Annotated in this window: 22 protein-coding genes; 10 read left to right on the plus strand and 12 right to left on the minus strand. The window is 57.5% G+C overall.

Translation table 11 applies throughout. The features are described 5' to 3' along the window. The first annotated feature begins 72 nt into the window (after positions 1 to 72). The gene (locus tag AC1RKC_RS01790) at positions 73 to 936 is read left to right on the plus strand and encodes an alpha/beta hydrolase (RefSeq protein WP_048758990.1); all 864 of its coding nucleotides are present in this window, start codon (positions 73 to 75) and stop codon (positions 934 to 936) included. Here the strand turns inward: AC1RKC_RS01790 and AC1RKC_RS01795 are convergent. Both AC1RKC_RS01795 and AC1RKC_RS01800 read right to left on the minus strand, forming a co-directional pair. Next, positions 929 to 2,104: an MFS transporter gene (locus AC1RKC_RS01795; protein ID WP_493092264.1), complete on the minus strand. Its 1,176-nt coding sequence runs from the start codon at positions 2,102 to 2,104 to the stop codon at positions 929 to 931. The two genes, AC1RKC_RS01790 and AC1RKC_RS01795, sit on opposite strands and share 8 nt — an antisense overlap. Before the next feature lie 2 nt (positions 2,105 to 2,106). Further along, positions 2,107 to 3,276 (minus strand): serine hydrolase domain-containing protein, encoded by a 1,170-nt coding sequence (locus tag AC1RKC_RS01800; RefSeq protein WP_234530255.1) that lies wholly within the window; start codon positions 3,274 to 3,276, stop codon positions 2,107 to 2,109. A 123-nt stretch (positions 3,277 to 3,399) separates the two neighbouring features. Here AC1RKC_RS01800 and AC1RKC_RS01805 point away from each other — a divergent pair, with 123 nt between their 5' ends. The 6 genes from AC1RKC_RS01805 to AC1RKC_RS01830 all read left to right on the plus strand — a co-directional run bounded on the left by AC1RKC_RS01805 (position 3,400) and on the right by AC1RKC_RS01830 (position 9,790). After that, entirely contained in the window at positions 3,400 to 4,287 is an 888-nt protein-coding gene (locus AC1RKC_RS01805) for a LysR family transcriptional regulator (protein WP_048758992.1), read from the plus strand. Between the two features lie 225 nt (positions 4,288 to 4,512). Further along, on the plus strand, positions 4,513 to 5,832 hold the full coding sequence (locus AC1RKC_RS01810; RefSeq protein ID WP_048758993.1) for an MmgE/PrpD family protein: 1,320 nt from the start codon (positions 4,513 to 4,515) through the stop codon (positions 5,830 to 5,832). A 17-nt stretch (positions 5,833 to 5,849) separates the two neighbouring features. Then, positions 5,850 to 7,187: an LLM class flavin-dependent oxidoreductase gene (locus AC1RKC_RS01815; protein ID WP_234530253.1), complete on the plus strand. Its 1,338-nt coding sequence runs from the start codon at positions 5,850 to 5,852 to the stop codon at positions 7,185 to 7,187. A gap of 16 nt (positions 7,188 to 7,203) precedes the next feature. Then, a complete protein-coding gene (locus AC1RKC_RS01820; protein ID WP_234530251.1) occupies positions 7,204 to 8,118 on the plus strand; it encodes an ABC transporter substrate-binding protein in 915 nt (304 codons plus the stop codon). Beyond that, on the plus strand, positions 8,115 to 9,032 hold the full coding sequence (locus AC1RKC_RS01825) for an amino acid ABC transporter permease (protein ID WP_048759000.1): 918 nt from the start codon (positions 8,115 to 8,117) through the stop codon (positions 9,030 to 9,032). Before AC1RKC_RS01820 ends, AC1RKC_RS01825 begins: the two co-directional genes overlap by 4 nt. Continuing rightward, positions 9,029 to 9,790, plus strand: coding sequence for an amino acid ABC transporter ATP-binding protein (locus tag AC1RKC_RS01830; protein ID WP_020826835.1), 762 nt, complete (start codon positions 9,029 to 9,031; stop codon positions 9,788 to 9,790). Before AC1RKC_RS01825 ends, AC1RKC_RS01830 begins: the two co-directional genes overlap by 4 nt. 44 nt (positions 9,791 to 9,834) lie before the next feature. Here AC1RKC_RS01830 and AC1RKC_RS01835 read toward each other — a convergent pair whose 3' ends face one another. Further along, complete coding sequence (locus tag AC1RKC_RS01835; RefSeq protein ID WP_044550993.1) at positions 9,835 to 9,969, minus strand: AcrZ family multidrug efflux pump-associated protein; 135 nt, start codon at positions 9,967 to 9,969, stop codon at positions 9,835 to 9,837. A gap of 502 nt (positions 9,970 to 10,471) precedes the next feature. Between AC1RKC_RS01835 and osmB the strand changes: the two genes are divergently transcribed. Next, positions 10,472 to 10,684: an osmotically-inducible lipoprotein OsmB gene (osmB, locus tag AC1RKC_RS01840; RefSeq protein WP_020826833.1), complete on the plus strand. Its 213-nt coding sequence runs from the start codon at positions 10,472 to 10,474 to the stop codon at positions 10,682 to 10,684. Between the two features lie 283 nt (positions 10,685 to 10,967). Here osmB and AC1RKC_RS01845 read toward each other — a convergent pair whose 3' ends face one another. Beyond that, the gene (locus tag AC1RKC_RS01845) at positions 10,968 to 12,686 is read right to left on the minus strand and encodes a penicillin-binding transpeptidase domain-containing protein (RefSeq protein WP_115058856.1); all 1,719 of its coding nucleotides are present in this window, start codon (positions 12,684 to 12,686) and stop codon (positions 10,968 to 10,970) included. Positions 12,687 to 12,788: 102 nt separating this feature from the next. Further along, complete coding sequence (gene mrdA, locus AC1RKC_RS01850; protein ID WP_165801829.1) at positions 12,789 to 14,714, minus strand: penicillin-binding protein 2; 1,926 nt, start codon at positions 14,712 to 14,714, stop codon at positions 12,789 to 12,791. Positions 14,715 to 15,006: 292 nt separating this feature from the next. On the opposite strand from mrdA, the gene AC1RKC_RS01855 reads away from it, so the two are divergent. Beyond that, positions 15,007 to 15,288 carry a YjcB family protein gene (locus AC1RKC_RS01855; protein WP_020826830.1) on the plus strand — a complete coding sequence of 94 codons (282 nt, stop codon included), beginning with the start codon at positions 15,007 to 15,009 and terminating at the stop codon, positions 15,286 to 15,288. A 317-nt stretch (positions 15,289 to 15,605) separates the two neighbouring features. After that, positions 15,606 to 16,394 (plus strand): acyl-ACP--UDP-N-acetylglucosamine O-acyltransferase, encoded by a 789-nt coding sequence (gene lpxA, locus AC1RKC_RS01860; RefSeq protein WP_197820869.1) that lies wholly within the window; start codon positions 15,606 to 15,608, stop codon positions 16,392 to 16,394. 11 nt (positions 16,395 to 16,405) lie between these two features. Here lpxA and AC1RKC_RS01865 read toward each other — a convergent pair whose 3' ends face one another. Genes AC1RKC_RS01865 through AC1RKC_RS01895 form a run of 7 tightly spaced genes read right to left on the minus strand, consistent with a single transcriptional unit; the run spans position 16,406 to position 23,344 of the window. Next, on the minus strand, positions 16,406 to 17,353 hold the full coding sequence (locus AC1RKC_RS01865) for an oligopeptide/dipeptide ABC transporter ATP-binding protein (protein ID WP_048759009.1): 948 nt from the start codon (positions 17,351 to 17,353) through the stop codon (positions 16,406 to 16,408). Next, the gene (locus AC1RKC_RS01870; protein WP_234530249.1) at positions 17,343 to 18,347 is read right to left on the minus strand and encodes an ABC transporter ATP-binding protein; all 1,005 of its coding nucleotides are present in this window, start codon (positions 18,345 to 18,347) and stop codon (positions 17,343 to 17,345) included. The genes AC1RKC_RS01865 and AC1RKC_RS01870 overlap by 11 nt, the downstream gene beginning before the upstream one ends. Then, positions 18,347 to 19,234, minus strand: coding sequence for a D,D-dipeptide ABC transporter permease (gene ddpC, locus AC1RKC_RS01875; protein ID WP_234530247.1), 888 nt, complete (start codon positions 19,232 to 19,234; stop codon positions 18,347 to 18,349). The genes AC1RKC_RS01870 and ddpC overlap by 1 nt, the downstream gene beginning before the upstream one ends. A 5-nt stretch (positions 19,235 to 19,239) precedes the next feature. Beyond that, the gene (locus tag AC1RKC_RS01880; RefSeq protein WP_044550981.1) at positions 19,240 to 20,256 is read right to left on the minus strand and encodes an ABC transporter permease; all 1,017 of its coding nucleotides are present in this window, start codon (positions 20,254 to 20,256) and stop codon (positions 19,240 to 19,242) included. 48 nt (positions 20,257 to 20,304) lie between these two features. After that, the gene (locus AC1RKC_RS01885; RefSeq protein WP_115058858.1) at positions 20,305 to 21,855 is read right to left on the minus strand and encodes an ABC transporter substrate-binding protein; all 1,551 of its coding nucleotides are present in this window, start codon (positions 21,853 to 21,855) and stop codon (positions 20,305 to 20,307) included. Positions 21,856 to 21,890: 35 nt separating this feature from the next. Continuing rightward, positions 21,891 to 22,454 (minus strand): D-alanyl-D-alanine dipeptidase, encoded by a 564-nt coding sequence (gene ddpX, locus AC1RKC_RS01890; RefSeq protein WP_046373595.1) that lies wholly within the window; start codon positions 22,452 to 22,454, stop codon positions 21,891 to 21,893. 17 nt (positions 22,455 to 22,471) lie between these two features. Continuing rightward, on the minus strand, positions 22,472 to 23,344 hold the full coding sequence (locus AC1RKC_RS01895) for a MurR/RpiR family transcriptional regulator (protein ID WP_129982883.1): 873 nt from the start codon (positions 23,342 to 23,344) through the stop codon (positions 22,472 to 22,474). Between the last annotated feature and the right edge of the window lie 212 nt (positions 23,345 to 23,556).

Consider the following 23,556-nt stretch of genomic DNA (forward strand, 5'->3'; position numbering starts at 1 on the left):
CCGCATTAAGAAGCAAACGTCAAAACGGCTTCAGGTAGATGATGAGGACACCCCCTCAAGGAGAGATAGATAATGAAAATCGACCTGCTGTTTGACGATCTGTCGATGCGCGCCGTGCAGTACAACGCCCGTGCCTCGGTAGAAGATTTTGACGCCTGTATGGCGCAATATGAACAACTGGCCACGCAGGCCAAAGCGCAGACGCCGGGGATTTACGATATCCACTACGGGATGGGCGTCGCCGAGCGCCTGGACTTGTTCCCTGCCGCCAGACAACCGTCACCGCTGTTGGTGTTTATTCACGGCGGTTATTGGCACTCCCAGCGTAAGGAAGAAGCCTGTTCGATGGCGGCAACTTTCACCCAGCATGGCGTAGCGGTCGCTACGTTGGAATACACCTTGCAACCTGAAGCCACGCTGGCAGAAATCGTCCGAGAGGTTCGTAGCGCAATAGCCTGGCTTTACCACCACGCCGGCCAGTACGGCATCGACCCAGAACGCATCTTCGTCAGCGGCAGCTCGGCCGGCGGCCACCTGTGTGGCATGCTGATTGCCGATGACTGGCAGCACCTGTATCAGGTGCCCGTCAACGTGATCAAAGGGGCGCTGGCGCTGAGCGGCCTGTACGACATACGACCGCTGTGCGATATCTACATCAATGACTGGATGCGCCTGACGCCTGAGCAGGCGGCAACCCTCAGCCCGCTGTTTATGCTGCCGGAAAAGGCGCATGCGCCGCAGATCCTGCTCGACGTCGGCGCCAAAGAAACCCAGGGGTTCAGAAACCAGACGCTGGCTTACTTCGCCGCCTGCCGAGAAAAAGGGCTGAATGTGGCGCTGCTGGAAGATCGGCACAACAACCATTTCACGCTGGTTAACGAGTTGGCCAACCCCGACAGCATCCTGTTCCAACGCGTTATGGCAATGATTAAGTGACGCCGTGAGTCACTGCGGCGCCGATTCGAGGGTAGAGCCTGATTTTAAACGCGATCGTCACCGTCGCCAGCGCCGCGAACACCCCACCGGAGAGCATGATGCCCTGCAGCCCCACGGCATCAATAAAGCCGCCGCTGACCACCGAACCCAACGCCACCCCCAGATTGATAAAGGCAATATACAGCCCGGTGGCGAATTCCGGTGCCTGCGGCGCTTCGGCCGTCAGCCACATTTGTGTCACTATCAAACCGCTGGTATGCGCCGCCCCCCAAAACAGGCAAAGAACGATCATCGTGCCCAGATGGGTGCTGCCGTACAGATACAGCAACCCATAAGCCAGCGCCAGCACCACTGGGTGCAATAAGGTGGCCGCGAACCGGTGACGGTTCAGTAATTTCCCCGCCAGCAGATTGCCGGACACGCCGCCCAAGCCAAAAATCACCAGTAGCAAGCCAACCCTTGGTCCACTGATGCCGATTTCACCACTCAGGTATTCGGTGGCATAGGCATAAACGGAAAACATCGCAGCGAAGATCAGCACACAGGCAAGAATATTCAGCCACAGCGCACCGCTGCGCAATATTGCCAACTGCTTGCCATATTCCATTCGCTGGGGGGCACTATCAGGCAGGCAGAAAAATAAGCCGATACCCGCCAGCAGGTTAACCAGGGCACAAAACAGGAAAGAGGCCTCATAGCTGAACTGCCCGGCGATCCAATGCGTCAAGGGGATCCCCAGCACCATGCCCATACTGGTGCCGACAAAAGCATAAGCCGTCGCCCGCGTCACCTGCTGTTGGGGATACAACGAAGCCGCCGCCACCATCGCCAACGCGAAATATATCGGGTGGAACAGCGCCGGTAAAATGCGCAACACCAGCAGGGAGCCGAAACTGGCCGCATAAGCCGAGAGCACACTGGTCACGACAAATACGGCCAGTGAAATCAGCAGCATGCGCTTACGGTTAAACCGTGAGGCCAACAGCACCAACAGTGGCCCCAGCAAAGCAATCGTTATCGCGAAACCCCCCACCAGCCACCCTGCCTGCGAGGCTGAAATTGCGTAACGTTCCATGATCAGCGGTAATATGCCCACCACGCCAAATTCGATGCAGTACACACCGAACAGCCCCAGGGCAATGAAAAAAATCGGCGACAGGATTTTCATCATCATTGGTCTCCTGCGAGAAGCGGTAATCCGTCATATACCGCCTGGCAGAGTTCCCCGACAAATGCTCCCGCCATCCCTTCCAGCGCGGTATTGGTAAAAGCCACGACGCTGAGCTGCCGGGCCGGATCGACAAACCAGGAATGGCCGTACGTCCCGCCCATACGCCAGGTACCTACCGATTCCGGCGTCTGGGCCGCCCGCGGATCTTTCAATACGGTGATCCCCAGCCCAAAACCGCGCCCCGGCCAGAATGGCATCGGTAAATCGCCGATCTGGTTGCTGGTCATGACCGTTACCCACTCTTCGGGCAGCAATGGTGCGCCGCCCCGACGCAGGGTTTCCAGCAAACGCAGAAAATCTTCCGCCGAACCTACCATGCCGGCCCCGCCTGACGCATAGGCGCTGGCATCCAGCGCCCTGGCAGGTGAAAGCTTAAAACCGTCGGTGCCGTCAATAAACTCGATGCGATCCGGTTGTTGCAGAGGCCGGGGCTCGGGGTAATGGTTAGCGTAAGCCACTGTCAGCCGCTGCGCATCGTGGGTACTGAACCCGGTATCTCGCATCGCCATCGGTCCGGTCACCAGATGTGCCACCGCTTGTGCCAACGGCAAACCACTGGCTTGTTCAATCACCGCACCCAGCACATCGGTGGCAATCGAGTAGCGCCATTCGGTTCCTGGTGCTGCCTGCAGAGGAGCCGAGGCAATACGACGCACATTTTCCGCCAGGCTAAGCGGATCGTCATCCATACCGTCGGAAACTCCCGCCTGCGCATAGGATCCATGCTCAGGTTGGAAAAAGCGGTAACTCAGCCCTGCGGTGTGGGTCATCAGATGACGTACGGTCACTAAGGGTTGCTGGCCGTCCGGCGTACGCGGCCGGAACGACGGCAGCCAGCGCACCACCGGGTCTTCAAGCCGTAAACGCCCTTGAGCCATCAGCACCAGTGCCGCCGTGGACAGGATCGGTTTGGAGACCGAAGCCAAGCGAAACAGCGCATCGATGCGCATCGGTTTGCCCGCCTCTCGATCCGCCATACCGGCCGCACGACGATAGACCTGCTCGCCGCCCAACGCCACCAACACCACTGCACCCACCAGCCGTTTTTGTTCCAGCGCCAGATCGATGACCTTATCAATAGCCTTGGCATCAAGTTTGTATTTATTCATTAGCCATACCTCAGGTTGACAGCGAATTCTGTCAACCCCGAGGATAGATTGTGGCGAAAAGAAGAAAAACAGGCTAGATTTCCCTTCATAACGGACATTAACGTCCGTAATAGGAGGCACGAGATGGATAATCTGGCCGGGATCTCCGCCTTCGTTCAGGCGGCAGAAGCGCTCAGTTTTGTCGAGGCCGGACGCCTGTTGGGCGTATCCGCTTCGGCAATCGGTAAAAGCGTTGCCCGATTGGAGGCCCGTCTGGGCGTGCGATTGTTCCATCGCAGTACCCGCAGCATGACTTTGACGGCCGAAGGTCGGCTTTTCTTGCAGCGTTGCCAGCGGATCCTCGGAGAAATGGCAGCGGCGGAACAGGAACTCAGCGACACTCGCAGCGCCCCGCGTGGCAAACTTCGCGTCAGCTTGCCCCTGGTCGGCGGACTGCTCAACCCGGTGCTGGCGACGTTTATTCGTCGATATCCCGAAATTGAACTTGAACTGGACTTTTCCGACCGTCGTGTTGAGGTAATCGAGGAAGGATTCGACGCGGTGATCCGTGTTGGGGAAACGGAAGACTCAAGATTAATGAGCCGCCAACTGGGCAGTTTTCATCTGCAACTGGTCGCTTCGCCCGCCTATTTGCGTCAGGCCGGCACACCACAATGCCCGGACGATCTGCGTCAGCACGCCTGCTTGCTGTACAAATTCCCCACCACCGGCAAAGTCGAAGCCTGGCCGGTAATGGACTGGGATAAAATGCTCGGCGACGGTCTGCATGCAAGCGCAGTGTGCAACAGCGTCGATACGCTGATCTATTTGGCAGAACAGGGCCAGGGCATTGCCTGCCTGCCTGACTTTGCGGTAAAGCAGTCGCTGGCTGAGCAACGTCTTCAGCAACTGCTCGGTGCGCATTGCCGGCACACGGGCAGCTTTAAAATTCTCTGGCCCTCCAGCAAGCACCTGACGCCCCGACTGCGGGTGTTTATCGATCTGCTGAGTGAACAACTTTTCCCGCTTTAGCGCCCTTTTTTCTTAAGCCAAATGGCGACTTTGCTTTGCCTTAAAATGACTAAGCCAGATGCCCCGCGGTATTGAGCCAGCTTTATTGCCGGGATCGGCATCCACCATATTCCATTTTGAAATATGAAATTTCCGTTCGTTCTTTCGGGGCTAATGAAATCGCCACACAATGAAATCTGAATCGCAGGCCGGCGCATAACCGCATAAAAAATCAGGTTTTATATCTTGTCATCGCTCATAACCGCTCAATTTGCCCATTTGGTGCTGGATAGCCGGCCCGAAGCATCAGCCCTGTCGGCCGCCCGCCTTGGGCTGATAGATTATTTTGCCTGCGCGTTGCCGATCGCCCAGGGCGTACTCACCGACAGCGGCCTGGCAGCGGTAAAAAAAGTGTTCCCGCCTGCCAGTGCCGAGAACCGTGCGCTCTATTTCGGCTATATCAGCCATTCGCTGGATTTTGACGATTATCACCCCGCGCTGCGCGGGCACCCCAGCACGGTGGTGCTCTCTGCGCTGCTGGCATTGACCGACGATAACCCCGACGTTGACGCGCTACTGACCGCCTATGTCATTGGCGTAGAGGCAGCCGGGCGACTGGGGCTGGCTGCCGGTACTCAGCACTATCAGTTGGGATTTCACAGCACTGCCACCCTTGGTGCCGTTGCCGCCACTGCGGCGGCGGCACGCTATTTACACCTCACGCTGCACCAAACGCAGATCGCCCTTGGGCTGGCGGCCACCCAGGCCGCTGGGCTGCGCAGTCAGTTCGGGTCAGCCGCCAAGCCGTTGCACGCAGGGATCGCCGCTCGGGCGGCAGTCAATGCCGTGCTGCTGGCGCAACTGGGTTTTGCCGGGCAGCCGGAAGGCGTGATAGACAGCCTGTTGAGCTCGCATGGCGACGGACGGCAGCGGCCCGAGCTGTTGACGGCCGATTGGGGGGCGCCGTGGCGTATCCTGCAACCGGGGCTGGAATTTAAACGCTATCCCACCTGCGGCGGTACCCACAGCGCTGCGGAGGCCGCATTTATCCTGCGCGAACGCCTGCTCGAACAAGGCATTGCCGTCGAGGATATTTCCGCTGCCATCGCCAAGATCCAGGTCAGTTTTCCACCCGGTGCCGATACCGCTCCCTATATTCGCCGCCCGTCAACCGGCGTTGAGGCGCGTTTTAGCCTGGAATACGTCATCGCCGATGCGTTGTACAGCGGCAGCGTGCCGCTAATGCACTACGGTGAGGCCCCCGTTGACCCAAATATTTCAGCCCTGGCGGCACGGGTTGAACGCCATGCCGACCTGACGGCACCGCCAGACGAGCTGGATGCGGAGTTACGCTTCCACCGCGTCACGCTAACGCTGCACGACGGCCGCCAGTTAAGTGACATTGTCACAAGAAAGCAAACCGCCGCCCGACAGACCGACGTCGGTGCGAAACTGCGCAGCATCCTGCTATTGCTGCCGCATTTGAACGGTGACCGCGTGATCGAGGACTGCGCGCTAACGCAGCCCGCCGCGCTGAGCCGTTTAATCGAATTATTAAACCAATAATAAATATAGGAATAATTATGAGTACTTCACCTTCAACACCATCGCGTCAATTACGTCTCGGCCTGTTTGTTCAAGCTCTGGGCCATCACGTCGGCGGCTGGCGTGCCGAAGGGGCCAGCGGCTCGCCTACGGACATTGACTGGTTCACCTGGATCGCCCAAAAGGCCGAAGAAGGCACCTTTGATATGTTCTTCGTCGGCGATGCGCTGGCGACCAGCGTGCACCGCTTGCCTTCCACCCTGTCCCGCCTGGAGCCGCTGACGCTGCTGGCGGCGCTGGCGGTCAGAACCCGACACATCGGCCTGGCGGCCACCGCCTCCACCACTTTCGACCAGCCTTTCCACCTGGCGCGCGCCATGGCCTCTATCGATCACATCAGCCACGGCCGCGCCGCCTGGAACGTGGTGACGTCATTCTCCAGTGACGCGGCACGTAACTTCAGCCGTGACGATCTGCCTTCGCACGCCGAGCGTTATGAAGTGGCACGAGAGTTTCTCGAAGCCAGCTACAAGCTGTGGGACGGCTGGGAGGAAGGGGCTATCGTACGTGACAAGCACAGTGGCGTGTATGCCATTGACGAGAAAATCCACGCGGCCAACCACCAAGGCAAGCACTTCTCGGTGCAAGGCCCGCTGAACATTGCCCGTTCGCCACAGGGGCGCCCGGTGATCATCGAAGCCGGTTCTTCGCCGGCCGGACAACAGCTGGCCGCAGAGACCGCCGAGGTGGTGTTTACCGCCGCCGCCACGCTGGAGGAAGGCCAGGCCTTCTATCGCAGCCAGAAGAAATTTGTCGCCGATGCCGGCCGCAACCCGGATCACCTGCTGATCCTGCCGGGCGTGATGCCGATCGTGGGCCGCACCAAAGCCGAGGCGCAGGAAACCTGGTATCAGCTCAATCAACTGGTGGATATCGATAACGGCATCGAACAGCTTTCCGCCCGCTTCGGCTTCGATCTTAGCGACTTCCCGCTCGATGGCCCGGTACCGGACGTCGGCGCGACCGAAGGCGGCCAAAGCCGGGTGAAGCTGCTGACCGATCTGGCGGCACGCGAAAACCTGACGCTGCGTGAACTGGCGGCGGTTGCTGCCGGTTCGCGCGGGCATCGCGTGGTGGTGGGAACTGCCGAAGAGATCGCCGATGACTTCCAGCTGTGGCTGGAACAGCAAGGTGCCGACGGCTTTAACATCATGCCTGCGGTATTGCCGAATCAGTTGGAACTGTTCGTCGAACTGGTGATCCCGGAGCTACGCCGTCGCGGCCTGTTCCGCGAGGAATATCAGTATTCAACCCTGCGTGAAAACCTGGGCCTGCCGCAACCGGCAATCAACTTCGCTAACGTAAAATCGGCTTAATTCGCAGGGGAACATGATGAAAACCAACCTCAAACGCACCGTACTCTCCCTGCTGCTGGCCGGCGCTACCTTGGCTCCGCTGGCCGTTGGTTATGCCGCTGAAGGCGATGTGCCCTTCCGCGCCGCGGTAAAAGCCAGCGCCGATCCCGCACTGCACGACAGCCTGCCGGAAGCAATAAAAAAAGCCGGTTACATCGTGGCGGGCACCAACCCCAATACGCCCCCGACCACCTTCTATGAAGCCGACAACAAAACGCTGGCCGGGCGTGAAATCGACGTGATGAGCGCCATCGCCGATCGCCTCGGCGTGGCAATCCACTGGAAGGATACCGGCGGCTTCGACAATATCATCCCCGGCCTTAAATCCGGCCGTTATGACGTTGCCCTGGCCAATATCGACGCAAACAAGAAGCGCTTCCAACAGGTCGATTTTGTCGGCTATTACAACGCGTCCAAGCTGGCGCTGATCGCCCGTAAAGATGCCGCCCTCGGCCCTTACACCGAGCTGGCGCAGCTTTGTGGACAAACCGTCGGCGCCGGGGCGGGCACTTCACAAATTACCCGCTTGCAGCAGGCCAGCGACAGCTGCGTCAGCGGCGGAAAACCGGCGATCACCATTCCGATTTTCCCCGACCGTCCGGCCGGTGTTCAGGCCGTAATCAGCGGACGCGTGCCGATGTTCTTTGGTCCGTATGAAGGCCTGCGTTATCAGGCTACCCACGTTAAACCGCTGGCGCTGGCAGGCGACATCAACATTGAAGGCACCACGGTCGCCCTCGCCTTGCCGAAAGGTTCCGACCTGGTGAAACCGGTGCAGGCGGCGCTTAACTCGCTGATTGCCGACGGCAGCTACCAGAAAATCCTCGACGGTTGGGATATCGGCTTCGGCGCGGTGAAAACCGCTGGCATCAATGAAGAGATTGCAAAATGAATGGGCCACAAGCGACCGGTGATGCCGAACTGCGCATCGTCGGTCATCGGCATTATGGGCGCTGGTTCAGCGCCCTGTTGGTGCTGCTGATCGTCGGCATTATCGCCAATTCGATGCTGCATAACCCTCGCTTCGAATGGGCGGTGGTGGCGGAAAACTTTACCGAAGCGTCGATTATCAATGGCGTGATCATGACGCTGAAGCTCACCGTGATTTCGGTGATCTTCGGCTTCGCCGGGGGCGTGCTGCTGGCGTTGATGCGTCTGTCGGCCAACCCGGTGCTGGTGGCGGTGAGCTGGTTTTATACCTGGTTCTTCCGCGCGGTGCCGATGCTGGTGCAGCTTTTCCTGTGGTACAACATCGCCGCACTCTACCCGCGCATCAGTCTGTGGATCCCCTTCCTGGGTGAAGTGGCCAGCGCTCCGACCAACACCATCATCAGTACCTTCAGCGCGGCGGTGATCGCCCTGGTGATGCATCAGTCGGCTTATGCGGCGGAGATTGTGCGCGCCGGTATCCAAAGCGTCGGCAGTGGCCAGCTGGAGGCCGCCAAGGCCTTGGGGTATCGCCGTGGACAAATCCTGTGGCGCGTAGTTTTACCGCAGGCCATGCGCACCATTTTGCCCCCTGCCGGCAATGAGGTGATCGGGCAGCTTAAAACCACTGCGGTGGTGTCGGTGATTGCCCTGCAGGACGTGCTCTATTCGGCGCAGATCATCTATCAGCGCACCTATGAGGTGATCCCGCTGCTGTTGGTTGCCACGTTGTGGTATCTGGTGATGACCTCGATTTTGTCGATCGGCCAGTACTATGTTGAGCGCTATTTTGGTCGAGGTAGCCAGGCGGTGCGCAGCAACTGGCTGTTCCGTCCCCGCAAAGCCGCATCCAGTCCGCCACAGGAGACACAATCATGAGCGCCGCCATTCAGATCAACCAGGTGCGCAAGTCATTTTCCGGCACCGAAGTGTTGAAAAATATCAGCCTGCAGATCCCGGCAGGCTCGGTAACGGTGATCCTCGGCCCTTCCGGTTCGGGGAAGTCGACCTTGCTGCGCTGCATCAATCACCTGGAAAAACTCGACGGCGGAACCATTCGGGTGGGCGAGCAACTCATCGGGTACCGCCAAAAAGGCAACCAGCTGTATGAACTGAAGGAACGCGAAGTGGCCGAACAGCGTAAAAGCATCGGTATGGTGTTCCAACAGTTCAATTTATTCCCGCACCGCACAGTGCTGGAGAACGTTACTGAAGCCCCGCTGCTGGTCAAAAAGGAAAAGAAAAGCCTGGTGGTGGAACGGGCAAAAGCGCTGCTGGCCCGCGTCGGGCTGGAACATCGCATTCACGCCTGGCCACGCGAGCTTTCTGGTGGACAGCAACAGCGAGTGGCGATCGCCCGCGCCCTGGCGATGACGCCAGAGGTGCTACTGTTCGATGAGCCCACTTCTGCGCTCGATCCCGAATTGGTTGGCGAAGTGCTGCAGGTGATGAAAGGCCTGGCGCACTCTGGCATGACCATGGTGGTGGTGACGCATGAAATCGGTTTTGCCCGCGAAGTGGCGGACCAAATCATCTTTATGGATCAAGGAAAAGTGGTAGAAACGGGGACGGCAAAACAGGTGCTGGATGAACCGGTACATCAAAGAACGCGGGATTTCCTGGCAACGGTACTTTAAGCCTGCATCGGGGGGCATTGCGCCCCTCGAACATTATTTCAGCGTCAGCTCTTTTTCCCGCCCACGGCAGAAAACAGATTAAACAGTTCACCCAAGCCATAAATCGAGCCAAGCAACAAGGCAATCATTACCGGCACCATGATCACCACGGTGGCCAAACTCTCTAGCATTTCTAACATCGTTGTCTCCTGGTTTTTAAGCAGCAAAAAGCCTGCCCAGAAAGGAAAATTTCCCTGGAATTTCTTAAGGTTATTTTTGCTTGATTTCAATCTGTGATGCAGATCACAACTCAATATCGCTAATGTAACTTACACAGTTGCATTACCGCAATGCAAAAAAATGCTCTCTGTCAGGGACAACCAGCACCAGAAGCAGTGGCGCCAACACCCAGCGGTATCCGTACGCCAATGCAGGCCGGAACGCGTCATAGCCCATAACCCTCAGCCTTAGGATTTTTAACGCGTTTTAAGGATTATCCAACCTGCCCCAAGAGATAACAGGCTGGCGATTTAATCATCACCCCAAAGTAAAATGGCGATTAAATAAAATCCGATGGCACAAAATTAAGAATATTTACCTGTTCTATTTTCTTTCGGCAGAATACATTCATCTCAACTTCTACCGGCCGATTAATCAGTGCTTTCTTTGTCTGTTAATTAGGCAATTTATCAGGAAACTCTTATGAACCTTAAACGTGCCGCAGGCGTGATGGTTATCATCATGGCAACACTTTCTGTCACCGCATGTGGGAATATGTCTCACCGCGATCGCAACACCGCTATCGGTGCCGGCGTTGGCGCCCTGGGTGGCGCAGTATTGACCGACGGCAGTACGCTGGGTACCTTGGGCGGCGCAGCGCTGGGCGGTATCATCGGCCACCAAACCAGCCGTTAATATTTTTAGGCCGGGTTGTTTTCAATTCAAAATACCCGGCAGAATTTATTTTAATCGCCACGCATTGGTGCATCAGATTCTTTTTATTTTATAGAATTAATCAGATTGTCTTATCTATAAATATTCCCGCCCAGACAAAGTATCGACGCTTAAAAAATATTCCCCTTTTTAATAAAACCGCCAGATTTATCTTAACTTCACTCGTGATGTCGAATGGGCACAGGCCCACCTTGCGACGTTGAAAAAGTGACTGGTTCCCCCTCCACAGAGGGGGAACATCAGGTTAGCCTTTAACCTGCGAAACGACGTTCAACGGCTGGGCATCAGGCAAGATATTCATATGTTCCAATACCTGCGCCATGATCTTGCCGAACACCGGGCCAGCCACCGAACCACCGAAGTGCTTGCCGGCTTTCGGGTTGTTGACCATCACCACCAGCGCCACCTGCGGATCGCTGGCGGGCGCCACGCCGGCGGTGTAGTTAATGTAACCACCGTCGTATTTGCCGTTGGTGCCCATTTTCTCTGCGGTACCGGTTTTAATCGCCAAACGGTAACCTGGTACCGCAGCGCTGACCCCGCTGCCCCCCGGTAAGGCATCGCTTTCCATCATATGCACCACGGTTTTTACCGTATCTTCCGGCAGAATGCGCTGCCCCATCACCGGTGGCGTCACTCGGGTGATCGACAATGGCCGATAAACGCCATAGGAACCGATAGCCGCGTATTCACGCGCCATCTGTAACGGGGTCACACGCAAACCATAACCAAACGAGAAGGTTGCGCGTTCGATGTCAGCCCAGCGTTCGCGGTGCTGCGGCAAATAACCGCTGCTTTCGTTGCCGATGCCCAGGTCGGTCGGTCTGCCCAAGCCAAAGCTCTTGTAAACCGCAGGCAGTACGGTGGCGGGCAGCGCCAGCGCAATATGTGAAACGGCGATGTCGCTGGATTTTTGCAGCACGCCGGTAATGGTCAATTTCGACCAGTGGCCTACGTCCTTGATCAAATGACCATTGACCCGGTAAGGCGTGGTGTCCAGTACGGTATCCGGCTTAATCAACCGGTGTTCCAGCCCGACCATCACCACCACCGGCTTCACGGTAGAACCCGGTTCGAAACTGTCGCTACTGCACACGTTGCGGATATCTTTGGCCGGGGTATTGGCGTAGTTGTTCGGGTTGAATGACGGGTAGCTGGCCATCCCCAGCACTTCACCGGTATTCACTTTTACCAGCACCGCACAGCCGGAATCGGCCTGGTTTGCCACCACGCCGTCGCGAATTTGCGCGTACAGCACGTACTGGATGAATTTATCAATACTCAGCGTGACATTCGGCGGCGGCACAGGATCGACGTTCTTGATCACGCCAATCACCGCCCCGCTGCCGTCCTTCTGGTAAACCCGCAGGCCGTTCTTGCCTTGCAGCAGGTGGTTAAAGCCCAGCTCGATACCTTCAAGACCCTGATTGTCCTGCCCGACAATGCCGATCAGCCCGGCGGCATCCTGGCTCATCGGGTAGAAACGGCTGAAGTCCTGCAGGGTACTGACGCCGGTTAAACGCAGCTTGCTGATGTAATCGGCATTATCATCTTCGACTTTGCGCGCCAGATAGACAAAACGCTTGTGGGCATTAGCCTGGATCAGCTTTTGCACCTCGGGTAGCGGCATTTTCAGCACGTTGGCCAGGCTCTGCCAGCGTTCATTGCCGATATCGGTATGGGTGTCGAGAATATGCTTGGGATCCAACACAATATCTTTCGATGACACGCTGACGGCCAAGGCCTCGCCGTTACGGTCGGTGATCATCCCCCGGTTGGTGGGCAGCACCTGGGTGCGAATCGAACGCTGATCGGCCTGATCCGCCAACTGCTGATGCTCCAGCAACTGCAAATAGCCGACCCGAAAGGCCAGCAGGAAAAAGCAAACCAGGATCCCGCCGCAAATCCAGCCAAAGCGAAGGGTCGAATAATTTTTACCGCTTTTTTTTGTTAATGGCGCCACTGTTAACCCTGCGTTTTTATTAAAGTTATGTGATTATTTCAGTCTACCCTGACAGAAATAGTTAGAAGATTGCAGTTTGTAAGAAAGTAAAAACAAACGCGTTTACTGTTGCACATCCGCGCTGTCGTTTAACTCCGGTTTAACTTTCTGGTTAACCTCAGGCTGCGGGGCGTTGGCCGGGTCAAAAATATGGTCGAGGATCGCCCGGGCCGTCGGCCCCGCGACCACACCGTCACCGCCGCCGTTTTCCAGAATTAATGCCATCGCCACCCGCGGATTTTTATAAGGCGCGAACAACGTATAGAAAATATGGTCGCGCAGCCGTACCGGGATCATTTTGGCGTTATAAGTCTGATTCTCTTTCAGACCAAACACTTGTGAAGTCCCGGACTTGGCGGCAATCTGATACGGCGCAGTATGGAACAGCTTATAACCGGTGCCGTTTGGCAGATTGGCCATGCCGTACATGCCATTGCGAACGATGCCCCAGTACGGCGATTTGGCATCACCAATCTGTGCACTCTCTACCGGTGGCTGGTAGCGACTCACCAGGTTGCCCTGCCGCATGGAGTACAACAAATGGGGCGCTTTCACCTTGCCGTTGTTGATCAGCGTCGTTAACGCCTTCACCATCTGGATCGGCGTAGCCACCCAATATCCCTGGCCGATGCCTACCGAGATGGTGTCCCCCTGATACCAGGCTTTTTTATGCACCCGCTGTTTCCATTCGCGGCTTGGCAGCACGCCGCGATACTCTTCGTTAAGGTCAATCCCGGTCGCCTGACCGTAACCAAACTGGCTTAGCCAGCTGTGAATACGGTCAATGCCCATTTCAAACGCCACCTGATAAAAGAAGGTATCGGCGGACTCCTCTATCGCCTTGGTCACGTTCAGCATGCCATGCCCGGTTTTAAGCCAGTCACGATAACGGCGCTGGGTACCCGGTAAGGTCCAGGTCGGCGCGCCAAAGAAGGTGGTGTTGGGGGTGATCACTCCGGCAAACAGCGCGGACGTGGCCATGTAAGGCTTCACCGTGGATGCCGGTGGGTAGAGCCCTTGCGTGACGCGGTTAATCAGCGGCAGATCGGGGTTGCTCAGCAGAGCTTTATACGCGGGATAGCTGATGCCTTTCACAAAAGGGTTGGGATCGTAACTGGGGCTGGAGACCATGGCCAAAATGCCACCGTCGCGCGGGTCTTCCACCACCACTGCCGCCCGCTGCCCTTTAAGCACTGATTCGATATATTGCTGCAGCGGCAGATCGAGCGTCAGGTAAATGTTTTTGCCCGCCTGTGGCGGTTGTTCTTTCAGCAGGCGTATCACGCGACCGTGGTTATCCACTTCGACTTCCTGATAACCGGTGGTGCCATGCAACTCTGACTCATAATAAGCCTCGATGCCCTGCTTGCCGATATTGTGGTCGGCGGCATAGTTCTCGCTGAGGCCCGCCTTGTCCAGCCGCTTCAAATCGCCATCGTTGATTTTAGACACGTAACCCACCACGTGGGCCAGTTCGGCACCGTAGGGATATTCCCGCTGCTGATAGGTGTCAATCGTCACCCCGTCAAAACGGTATTGATTGACCGCGAAGCGCGCCACCTCGGTTTCCGTCAGCCCGCTTTTCAAGGTAACCGGCTTGTAGCGGCCATTGTGGTGCATGTCATCGCGAAAAGCGGCGATGTCTTCGGGGGTCAGATCGACAATCGGCGTCAGCGCCTGCAGCAGCGCAGTCATATTGTCGATTTTGCTGGGGATAATCTGGATCTGATACAGCGTAATGTTACGCACCAGCGGAATGCCGTTGCGGTCGAAAATCAGCCCGCGACTGGGGGCAATCGGCACCATCTTGATGTCGTTTTGATTGGATCGCGTCTGGTAGAACGCATGCTGTTTTACCTGCAGGCGGTACAGGTTGAGGATCAACACGCCAAAACAGGCGACAACCAACACCATTGCCACGCCGGCGCGGCGTATAAACAACATTTCTTCGGCGGAATGGTCGCGAATTTTATCTTTTAATAGGGCCATACGTGGCGAGTTACCTGTCAGACGTCACATTTTCCCAAGATAAATCAGGGCAGTGAAAAGTCGGCAAGCATAGCGTTATTGGTTTGCGCTCCCCATTAAAAGGTTGCTAATGAAATGGCATAAATGTTTCAGCATGTTGGAATGTTACCAAATGCCGATTTTTCTCCCGCTCAGGGATTGAGCAGCGATTTATCCCAGTGCTACAATGTGACACAGATCACACTATTTCACCCATTGCCCTGACCTTCCGGCCGCTCGCCGGGAGCAGCTTTATCACCAAGGATCCCGTTCGATGAGTGCCATTGCCACAGGTTTTATTATGATGCGCTGGGAGTTGCTTAGCGCCGTTATGATGTTTATGGCCAGCCAGCTAAACGTCGTTTGCCGTAAGACCAGCCGCAACGGCATGGCATTTATGTTCAGCAGCCTCGGGTTGTTCACCACCTGCTGGTTCGTGATGGGCCTGATGGGCATTAGCTTCAGTCAGGAAGGCTTTACGCAATTCTGGTCCCACGCCTGGGACATGTATGTCGAGGTCGTCAGTAACACCCCTACCGATTGGCCACTGCCCTGAGTTATGGCATTCGCTGGCGACGGAATTGACCGTTGTCAGCCTGACCATTTTCAGCCCTGCAGAGCAAAGGGTTGAAATCGCCGGTGGTAACATCCCGTTATTACCCAAAGGTTCACAAAATAAATAAAATATAAGGTAGCGGTCTGAGGCAAATACCGGCTTATGCTGGCCGCAGACAAACCTTGTCACACCGACCGGAAGGCAAACTTCCTGCCCACGCGTTCCTGTTTCCCCCAATTAATCCAGAATCCGGCTTAATAATTAACCGATGACTGGCCTGGCTGATGGATAGCCACGCGCCGCCATCAGGAAACGTGATGATTTCTCCCTCTGCCCTTATTGCAGACAACAGCCTGATCGCGCCCGGCGCGATGATCGGTGCGCACGTGCGTATCGGGCCTTTTTGCGTCATCTCCGCCGGGGTTGAGATAGGCGAAGGCACCACTGTTGCCTCGCACTCGGTAATTAACGGCCTGACCCGTATCGGCCGCGACAACGTTTTCGGCTCGTTTTCTTCGATCGGCGAAGCCGGCCAGGATTTGAAGTATGCCGATGAACCGACCTCGTTAATCATTGGCGATCGTAACCGTATAGGCCATTACGCCACCCTACATCGCGGTACAGTACAGGGGCGCCAGCGCACCGTCATCGGTAACGACAATCACCTGCGAGATAATGTGCATGTTGCCCACGACTGCGTCATCGGAAACGGTGCTTACGTCGGCGAGCACAGCGGCCTGGCCGGGCATGTTGAGATGGGCGATGCTGCATGGGTCGGCGCCCGGTGCGCGGTACACCAATTTTGCATTATCGGTGCCCATGCAAAAGTTGCCGACGGTGCCCTGCTGGTGCAGGATCTGCCGCCCTTTGTTCAGGCCGGCGGCCATCGCGCCAAACCTGACGGCCTGCATCTGGCAGCGCTGGCTTTTCTGGCCGCCGATCCGCAACAACAGCGAGTTATTCACGCTCTCTACGATATGCTGTATCACCGGTCGATGGCGTTGGAGGATTTACGGCAAGAGGTTATCCACCTGAGCGTGGAATACCCATTGCTACGCCTGTTCCTCGACTTCTTCACACGCTCGACGCGCGGCATTATCCGCTGAGCGTATCGCCGTCATCCTACCTTATGGCAACGCACCGCCGTGCCGCCCAAGTTGACTCTCAAACTTTGCGGTCGCTGGCACCCCTCGCCGGCGTAAGGGCAACGTTCGCGAAAAAAGCAGCCCTGCGGCAACTGCCGGTTGCCCGGTAATTCCCCTTTGCGGTCTTCAATTGTGCTGTCGCTCAGTGAACGGCCGGTACGGGGCACCGAATCCAGCAGCAACCGGGTGTAAGGGTGCTGCGGCTGGCGCAACACCTGCGCGGTCGGCCCCAATTCGACAATCTGCCCCAGATACATCACCGCTACCCGATCGCTCATGTGCTGGATCACCGAGACGTTATGCGAGATCAGCACATAAGTCAGGTTGCGCTGGCGTTGCAGTTCCACCAGTAAATTGAGGATCTGCGCCTGCACCGAAATATCCAGCGCCGAAGTAGGTTCGTCCAGCACGATGATGTCCGGCTGTGACGACAGTGCGCGTGCAATGGAAATACGCTGTCGCTGTCCGCCGGAAAACTCGTGCGGCAACCGGTCAATCGCCTCCGGCCGCAGTCCCACCTGCTGAGCCAACTCCGCCGCCTGCGCCCGTCGTTCCGCCACGCTGTTGTGTTGCTGCACGTACACCGGCTCGGTGATAATTCGCCATACCGGCAGGCGCGGATCGAGCGATGACTGCGGATCCTGAAACACCATTTGCATGCCGCTGCCAAACCAGGAGCCGGCATTGCGCGCCCGCAGCAGCTCGCCGCTGCTGGGCTTCAACAACCCCATCAGCAACTGCGCCAGGGTGCTTTTGCCGCAGCCGGACTCGCCAACGATGCCCAAGGTTTCGCCGCGCATAATGTTCAGATCCAACCCATTGAGCGCATGAACATACTCTCGCGGCTTGCCGCGCCAGTTATAGCTGGCGGGGAAACGTAATCGCACGTCGCGCAGTTCCAGCAGTGCCTCAACGTTCATTTTGCATCTCCAAATCGACAGACTGCGGATGCCAACAGGCTACCCTTTGGCTCGGCTCTGCCACCAATGGCGTAAGTCTTGGCGTATGCCGACACTGAGCGTCAGCATGGCGGCAACGGTTGCTGAAAGCGCAGCCTGGCGGTAACGCGCTCAGGTTGGGCACCGTACCGGGGATAGCCTGCAGCAGGCTGCGCGGTTCGGCACGCTCCGGCGCCGCCAGCAATAACCCAATGGAGTACGGATGACTGGGATGCTCAATCACATTGGCGGTTGCGCCACTCTCAATCACGTGTCCTGCGTACATCACATACACCCGGTCGCAAAGTTGCGACACCACAGCCATATCGTGAGTGATAAATAGCACCGCCGTGCCGCTGGCTCGCGCCTTCTGCTGTAGCAAACGCAACACCTGACGCTGGACCGTGACGTCCAGCGCAGTGGTGGGTTCGTCGGCGATGATCAGTTCCGGTTCGCAGGAAAATGCCATGGCAATCAGCACCCGTTGGCGCATACCGCCGGACAACTCAAACGGATATCGCTCCATCACCCGCGGTGCATCGGCAATCTGCATTTCCTGTAACAGCTGAATCGCCTTGTCGCGAGCCGCCGAGGCGGAAAGTCGCTGGTGCAGGCGGATCACCTCGCACATCTGGCGGCCGATCTTGCGCGTTGGATTAAGCGCACTCATGGGTTCCTGAAAAATCATCGACACCCGCGCACCGCGCAACTGGCGCATTTGCCGCTCGCTGGCGTTAAGCACGTCGGTGCCCAGCATCTCCAGCGAACCGCCGGTCACGCGGTAACCCTCTTCCGCCAGCAGCCGTAACGTCATCATCGCAGTGACCGACTTGCCGGAGCCGGACTCGCCCACCACGCCGACGATTTCACCCGCCTTGACCTGCAACGAAACGCGATTGAGCGCCTTGACGCTGCCGCCGTAAACCGGAAACTCCAGCTGCAATTCATCGATTGATAAAACGGTGGTTTCACTCATCAGCGCCCCCGGGTTTTAGGATCCAGCAGGTCGCGCAGACCGTCGCCGAACAGGTTGAAACCGGTGGCGGTGATCAGGATCGCCGTGCCGGGAAAGGCCGAATACCACCATTGGTCGAGCACATAGTTGCGTCCATTGGCCACCATAGCGCCCCATTCGGCGGTCGGTTGCTGGGCACCCAGGCCGATGAAGCCCAGCGTAGCCGCCATCAGGATTGCGGTACCGATATCCAGCGACGCCTGCACCACCAACGGCGGCATCACATTGCGCAGCACGTGCCAGCCAATCAGATGCCAGCGCGAAGCGCCAAAGGTGCGCGCCGCTTGCATATACGCCTGATGACGCAGCGTTAACGTTTGGCCGCGCGCCAGCCGCACGTAGAAAGGAATGCGCACTACGGCAATCGCCAACATGGCGTTGAACAAACTGGGGCCCAACGCCGCCGCCAGCGCCATGGTCAGCACCAGCGACGGCACCGACAGCATGATATCCATGCAGCGCATAATTAACGCATCAACCGTACCGCCCATCACGCCGGAGAAACAGCCGAGCAGCGAGCCAATGCTCCCCGCTAAAACCACCACCGCCAGCCCGGCGGCCACCGATTGACGGCTGCCAACCAGGACTCGGCTGAACAGGTCCCTGCCCACTTCGTCGGTACCGAACAAGTGCTCGGGCGAAGGCGGCAGTAAGCGCGCGGTTAGGTCAATGGCGTCCGGGTTATGCGGCACCAGCCACGGCGAGAACAGCATCAGGAACAGCACGGCTATCATGATGGCGGCACCCAGCAGCGTCAGCGGACTCCGCCGAACCCGGTACCAGGCGCGGCGCAGGCTAAGATAGCGCAATACGGGTTCCGCGATCGGTGGTTGTTCGATTTGAGTCATTGTCATTATCCCTCGCGCCCCATTCTTGGGTCGATCCACAGGTAGAGCAGATCGACGATCAAATTAACCATCACGTAGGCAAAAGAGACCACCACGGCAAACCCCATCACCGCCGGAAAGTCCAGCGCCTGAATGGAATCCACCACGTAAGCGCCCATGCCCGGCCAGGCGAAGACCGTTTCGGTCAGCACCGCGCCATAGAGTAAGTCCCCCAAAGCCAGCCCCAACACCGTCACCGAGGGGATCAACGCGTTGGGCAACGCATGCCCAAGCACCACTCGCCAGTGCGAAAGGCCGTTGGCACGGGCCGTGCGGATATAGTCTTCCCCCAATTGTTCAAGCATCGCCGAGCGGATTTGGCGCGCCACTACCCCAAGATGAACAAAGGCTAACGTCAGCGCCGGCAGGATCAGGTGTTGCAGGCTGTTCCAGAACGCCTCGCCGTTGCCGGTCAGCAAGGAGTCCAGCAGGTAAAACCCGGTGATGTGGGTGGGAGGATCCAGCCAGTCGTCCAGTCTGCCGCCGCCGGGCAATAGATTCAGTTGCCCGTAGAACAGGATAATCACCCCCAACCCCAGCCAGAACGCCGGGGTGGAGATGCCGGTCACCGACAACAGCCGCACCAGATGATCGGGCCATTTATTACGATACACTGCCGACACCACCCCAAGCGGGACACCAAACGCGATCGCCAGCAGTAAAGCGCAAAAAGCCAGCTCTAGCGTGGCGGGAAAGAAGGCGCGCAGATCTTCCAGCACCGGCCGCCCGGTGCGAATGGAAGTCCCCAAATCGCCATGCAGCAAATCAAGCACGTAGCGGCCAAATTGCACATACAGCGGCTGGTCCAGCCCCAGCTGTTGGCGAATATGCTGGACGATTTCCTCGCTGGCGCGGTCACCGGCCAGCAGGCGCGCCGGATCGCCGGGGATCAGGTGCGAGATGGTAAAGGTGATCACGCACACCCCGAACATCACCAGCACCAACCCCCAGCAGCGCTGACGGATAAGGCTCCAAACGTTCATAGCGGTTTCCCATGGTGCAGGGGCAGCCAAACGGCTGCCCGAAAAAAATTACTTGCTCATCTGCCCAACGTTGAACACCTGCTCCAGCATCGGGTTATACACAAAGCCCTTCACCTCTTTGTTCATCGCCACCTGATAGTTTTTCTGGAACAGATAGACGTAGGCCGCCTGGTCGATGACGATTTTCTGCGCCGCCTGGTAATCCGCGGTGCGAACCTGCTGATCGGACACCGATACCGCTTTCTTCAACAGGGCATCCACCTGCGGATCGCTGTAGAACGACCGGTTGCCCGGCAGCCCTTTCTTGTCGGATTCAAACCAGTAGTTCATGAACATATAGGGGTCGGCGAAATCCGGGCTCCAGTTGCCGATGGCGATATCGTAATTGCCCTGACCGATGCGATCCCGCATGGTGGCGTTAGCCAGCTTCTCCAGTTTGACGTTGAGGCCGACCGTCGCCAGGCTCGCCTGCACCGACAGCGCAATCGCCTCCCAGTTAGGGTCACTGATCGAATACAGGAAGTTCAGCGAAGCGGGTTTGTCTTTCACCGCCGCCAGTGCTGCCTTGGCCTTGTCCGCATCCTGACTGTACTGCTGGGCATTGGCGTCATAGCCCCACATGCCTTCCGGGATCGGGCCGCGCATCTGTTTGCCGTTGCCCCCGAGAATGCCCTTCACCATGCCCTGATAATCCACGGCGTAAGAGATGGCGCGACGCAGATCCACCTGGTTAAGCGGCGCTTTGCCGTTGTTAAGGTACAAATAGGTCACCCGTAGCGACGGGTACTCGTTGACCGCAACCTTGTTTTCACTTTTCAGCGCCGTGAGCTGGTCAATCGGCAGCGATTCGGCAATATCCAGGTCGCCTCGGGTCAGTTGCAGACGGCGGGTGGCGCTTTCGCCGATGATTTTCACCGTGACGCGTTTAAACGCCGGTTTGGCACCGCTGTAATGCGGGTTAGGCACCAGCACCAACTGCTGGCCCTTCTGCCAGCGATCCAGTTTGTACGCCCCAGAACCGGCACTATGGTTCGCCAGCCAGGCCTTGCCCTCGTCTGCCGGATTCGCCTTGGCAATCGCCGGATTAACGATGCCGGCACCGTCATTGGCCAAGGTGTACAGGAACGGCGCAAACGGCGTTTTCAGAGTGAAACGCACCGTCAGCGGATCCACCACCGTGACCTGCAGGTCTTTCGGGAAGGCCTCTGACGGCCCCTGACCAATCTTCATCAGACGCTCGAACGACCATTTGACCGCCTCGGCGTTCACGTCCGAACCGTCATCAAACTTGTTGCCGGGTTTTAGCTTAAAGGTCCAGACCAGTTGGTCGTCTGAACTGGTCCAGCTGTCGGCCAGCTCACCCTCCACCTGGGTCGAACCTTTTCCGCCTTCGGTCTTGTACTGCACCAGTCGCTGATAGGCCGGGTAGGTCACCGTCCAGTCGTTGTTATCGATAGTCACCGCCGGATCCAGCGTTTGCGGATCGGCCGCTTTGCCAATCACCAGCATGTCTTTGGGCACCGCCGCCTGTACCGGCCCGGCTACCGTCAGGCCCAACGTCACTGCAGCCGCCAGAGCGGCGTATTTGATCTGATTCATAAACAAAGCTCCTGATGCGTTGAATGTGTGTTGTTTTAGTCGTAAGAAAAACAGCCGAAGCGATCGGCCAGCAGCGGATAATCCCCGGCGTTGGGCAGCTCGAAGTGCCACCATTCGCTGGCGATCCCGCGAAAACCTCCGGCGGCCATCACCGCATTCAGCAGCAGCCGGTTGCGCTGCACCTCCGGAGGGAAATCGGGATAAAACGGGTGTGATTTTTCGCTCATTTCATCAAAGCCGGTGCCCATATCCAGAGCGATACCCTCGGCGTCCAAAAGCGTCACGTCGATCGCGACACCCCGGCTATGATGCGATCCGGTCAAGGTGCTGGTGACATATTGCGGATCCGGACAGGCTTGCCACAGCAATGCCTGCGCCTGCTGCGGTCGATAAGCGTCAAACACCAGTAGGGAAAAACCGGCCAGCCGCGCCGCCAGCAGGCAACGCGTCAGCCCCTGCACCGCATCAGGATGCAGCAGGCAGCGGCTCTCGCGATAAATCGCCCGGCCCGTCAGGTTGTCGGCGCCGGCATATTTCAACTCAATCGGCAGACCAGGGAAGGCCTCGGCCAGATCGGTTAATGTTACATTGTCACTCATTGCGTTTTCCCATACGGTTAAGATTCAAATTGCCCCAGCTCTTTTTGCAGCATTCGGTTGCTTGCCAGCCGTTGCTCGACCGCTGTACCGCCCTGTTCCAGCACCGAAGACAGCAGCAGGTTGAACAGGCAACTGAGCGGGGCCAGCGAATCCCAAAACTGACCGGTGTCGGTTTTTACCTGCAGCAGGTCGATCGGGTAATCCCGAGCCCAGGGGCAGTAAATATCGGTAATCAGCGCCAGCCGCAGCCCACGCGCACAGGCCGCCTGGCAGTATTTTTGTGCGATGGTCGAATACGCGCGCGTGTCCGTCAGCACCAGGTATGGCGCACTGAATTCCGAATTTAGCGACTCCACATAGGTGCCGGATAACCCGTCCGCGTAATAGACCTTGGGCCGCAGATATTCCAGATGGCTGTAAAAGGCATTGGCAATGCCGCGCGTAGACTGTATGCCCACGACAAACACCGCTTCCGCCTGCGCCAACTGACGGCTGACCTGCGCAAAGGCTTCGCCGCCGGCCAATTGGTAAACGTGTTCGATCGCTTCCAGCTCCAGCGTTAATGACTGACGTAATTTTTGGGGTTGCGGCTGTTCGCGCCGGCGGCGGTAAGCCCCCAGGCGATCGGTCACGCCCCAGGGTTGACGCAAAGCCGTACCCTGCTCGCGCAAGGTGCGCTTTAAGTCCTCAAGGTTGCGGTAACCCAGGCTGCGCAGGTAGCGCCCGACCGAAATACCGCTGGTCGCGGTGCTACGAGCAATGCTGTCGGCGGTCTCAAATGGCACCTGCGGCAAATTGGCCAGCAGATATCCGGCAATGCGTTTCCCGGTGGGGGTTTGCACCGCAAATGACGCTTCTATTTGTGCCATCACATCTGGATGCTCTGCCATAGTTCGCCCGCTGTTGTTGAGTTGTCACCAAACCCCACTTTGTTACTCAGATAACAAAGCGAGATGATGACAATGCATGGCCTGTGCCAATTGCGGATTACTGGGGAAATTTCACGCGCGACGGCGTACGGCGGCGCAGGAACGACAAAAACCTGCGGTTACAACATAGTCATCAGTTGATAACTATTGCACAACATTTGGGCAATGCATCG

The sequence above is a fragment of the Serratia sp. GW822-FHT06E05 genome, assembly GCF_058799445.1.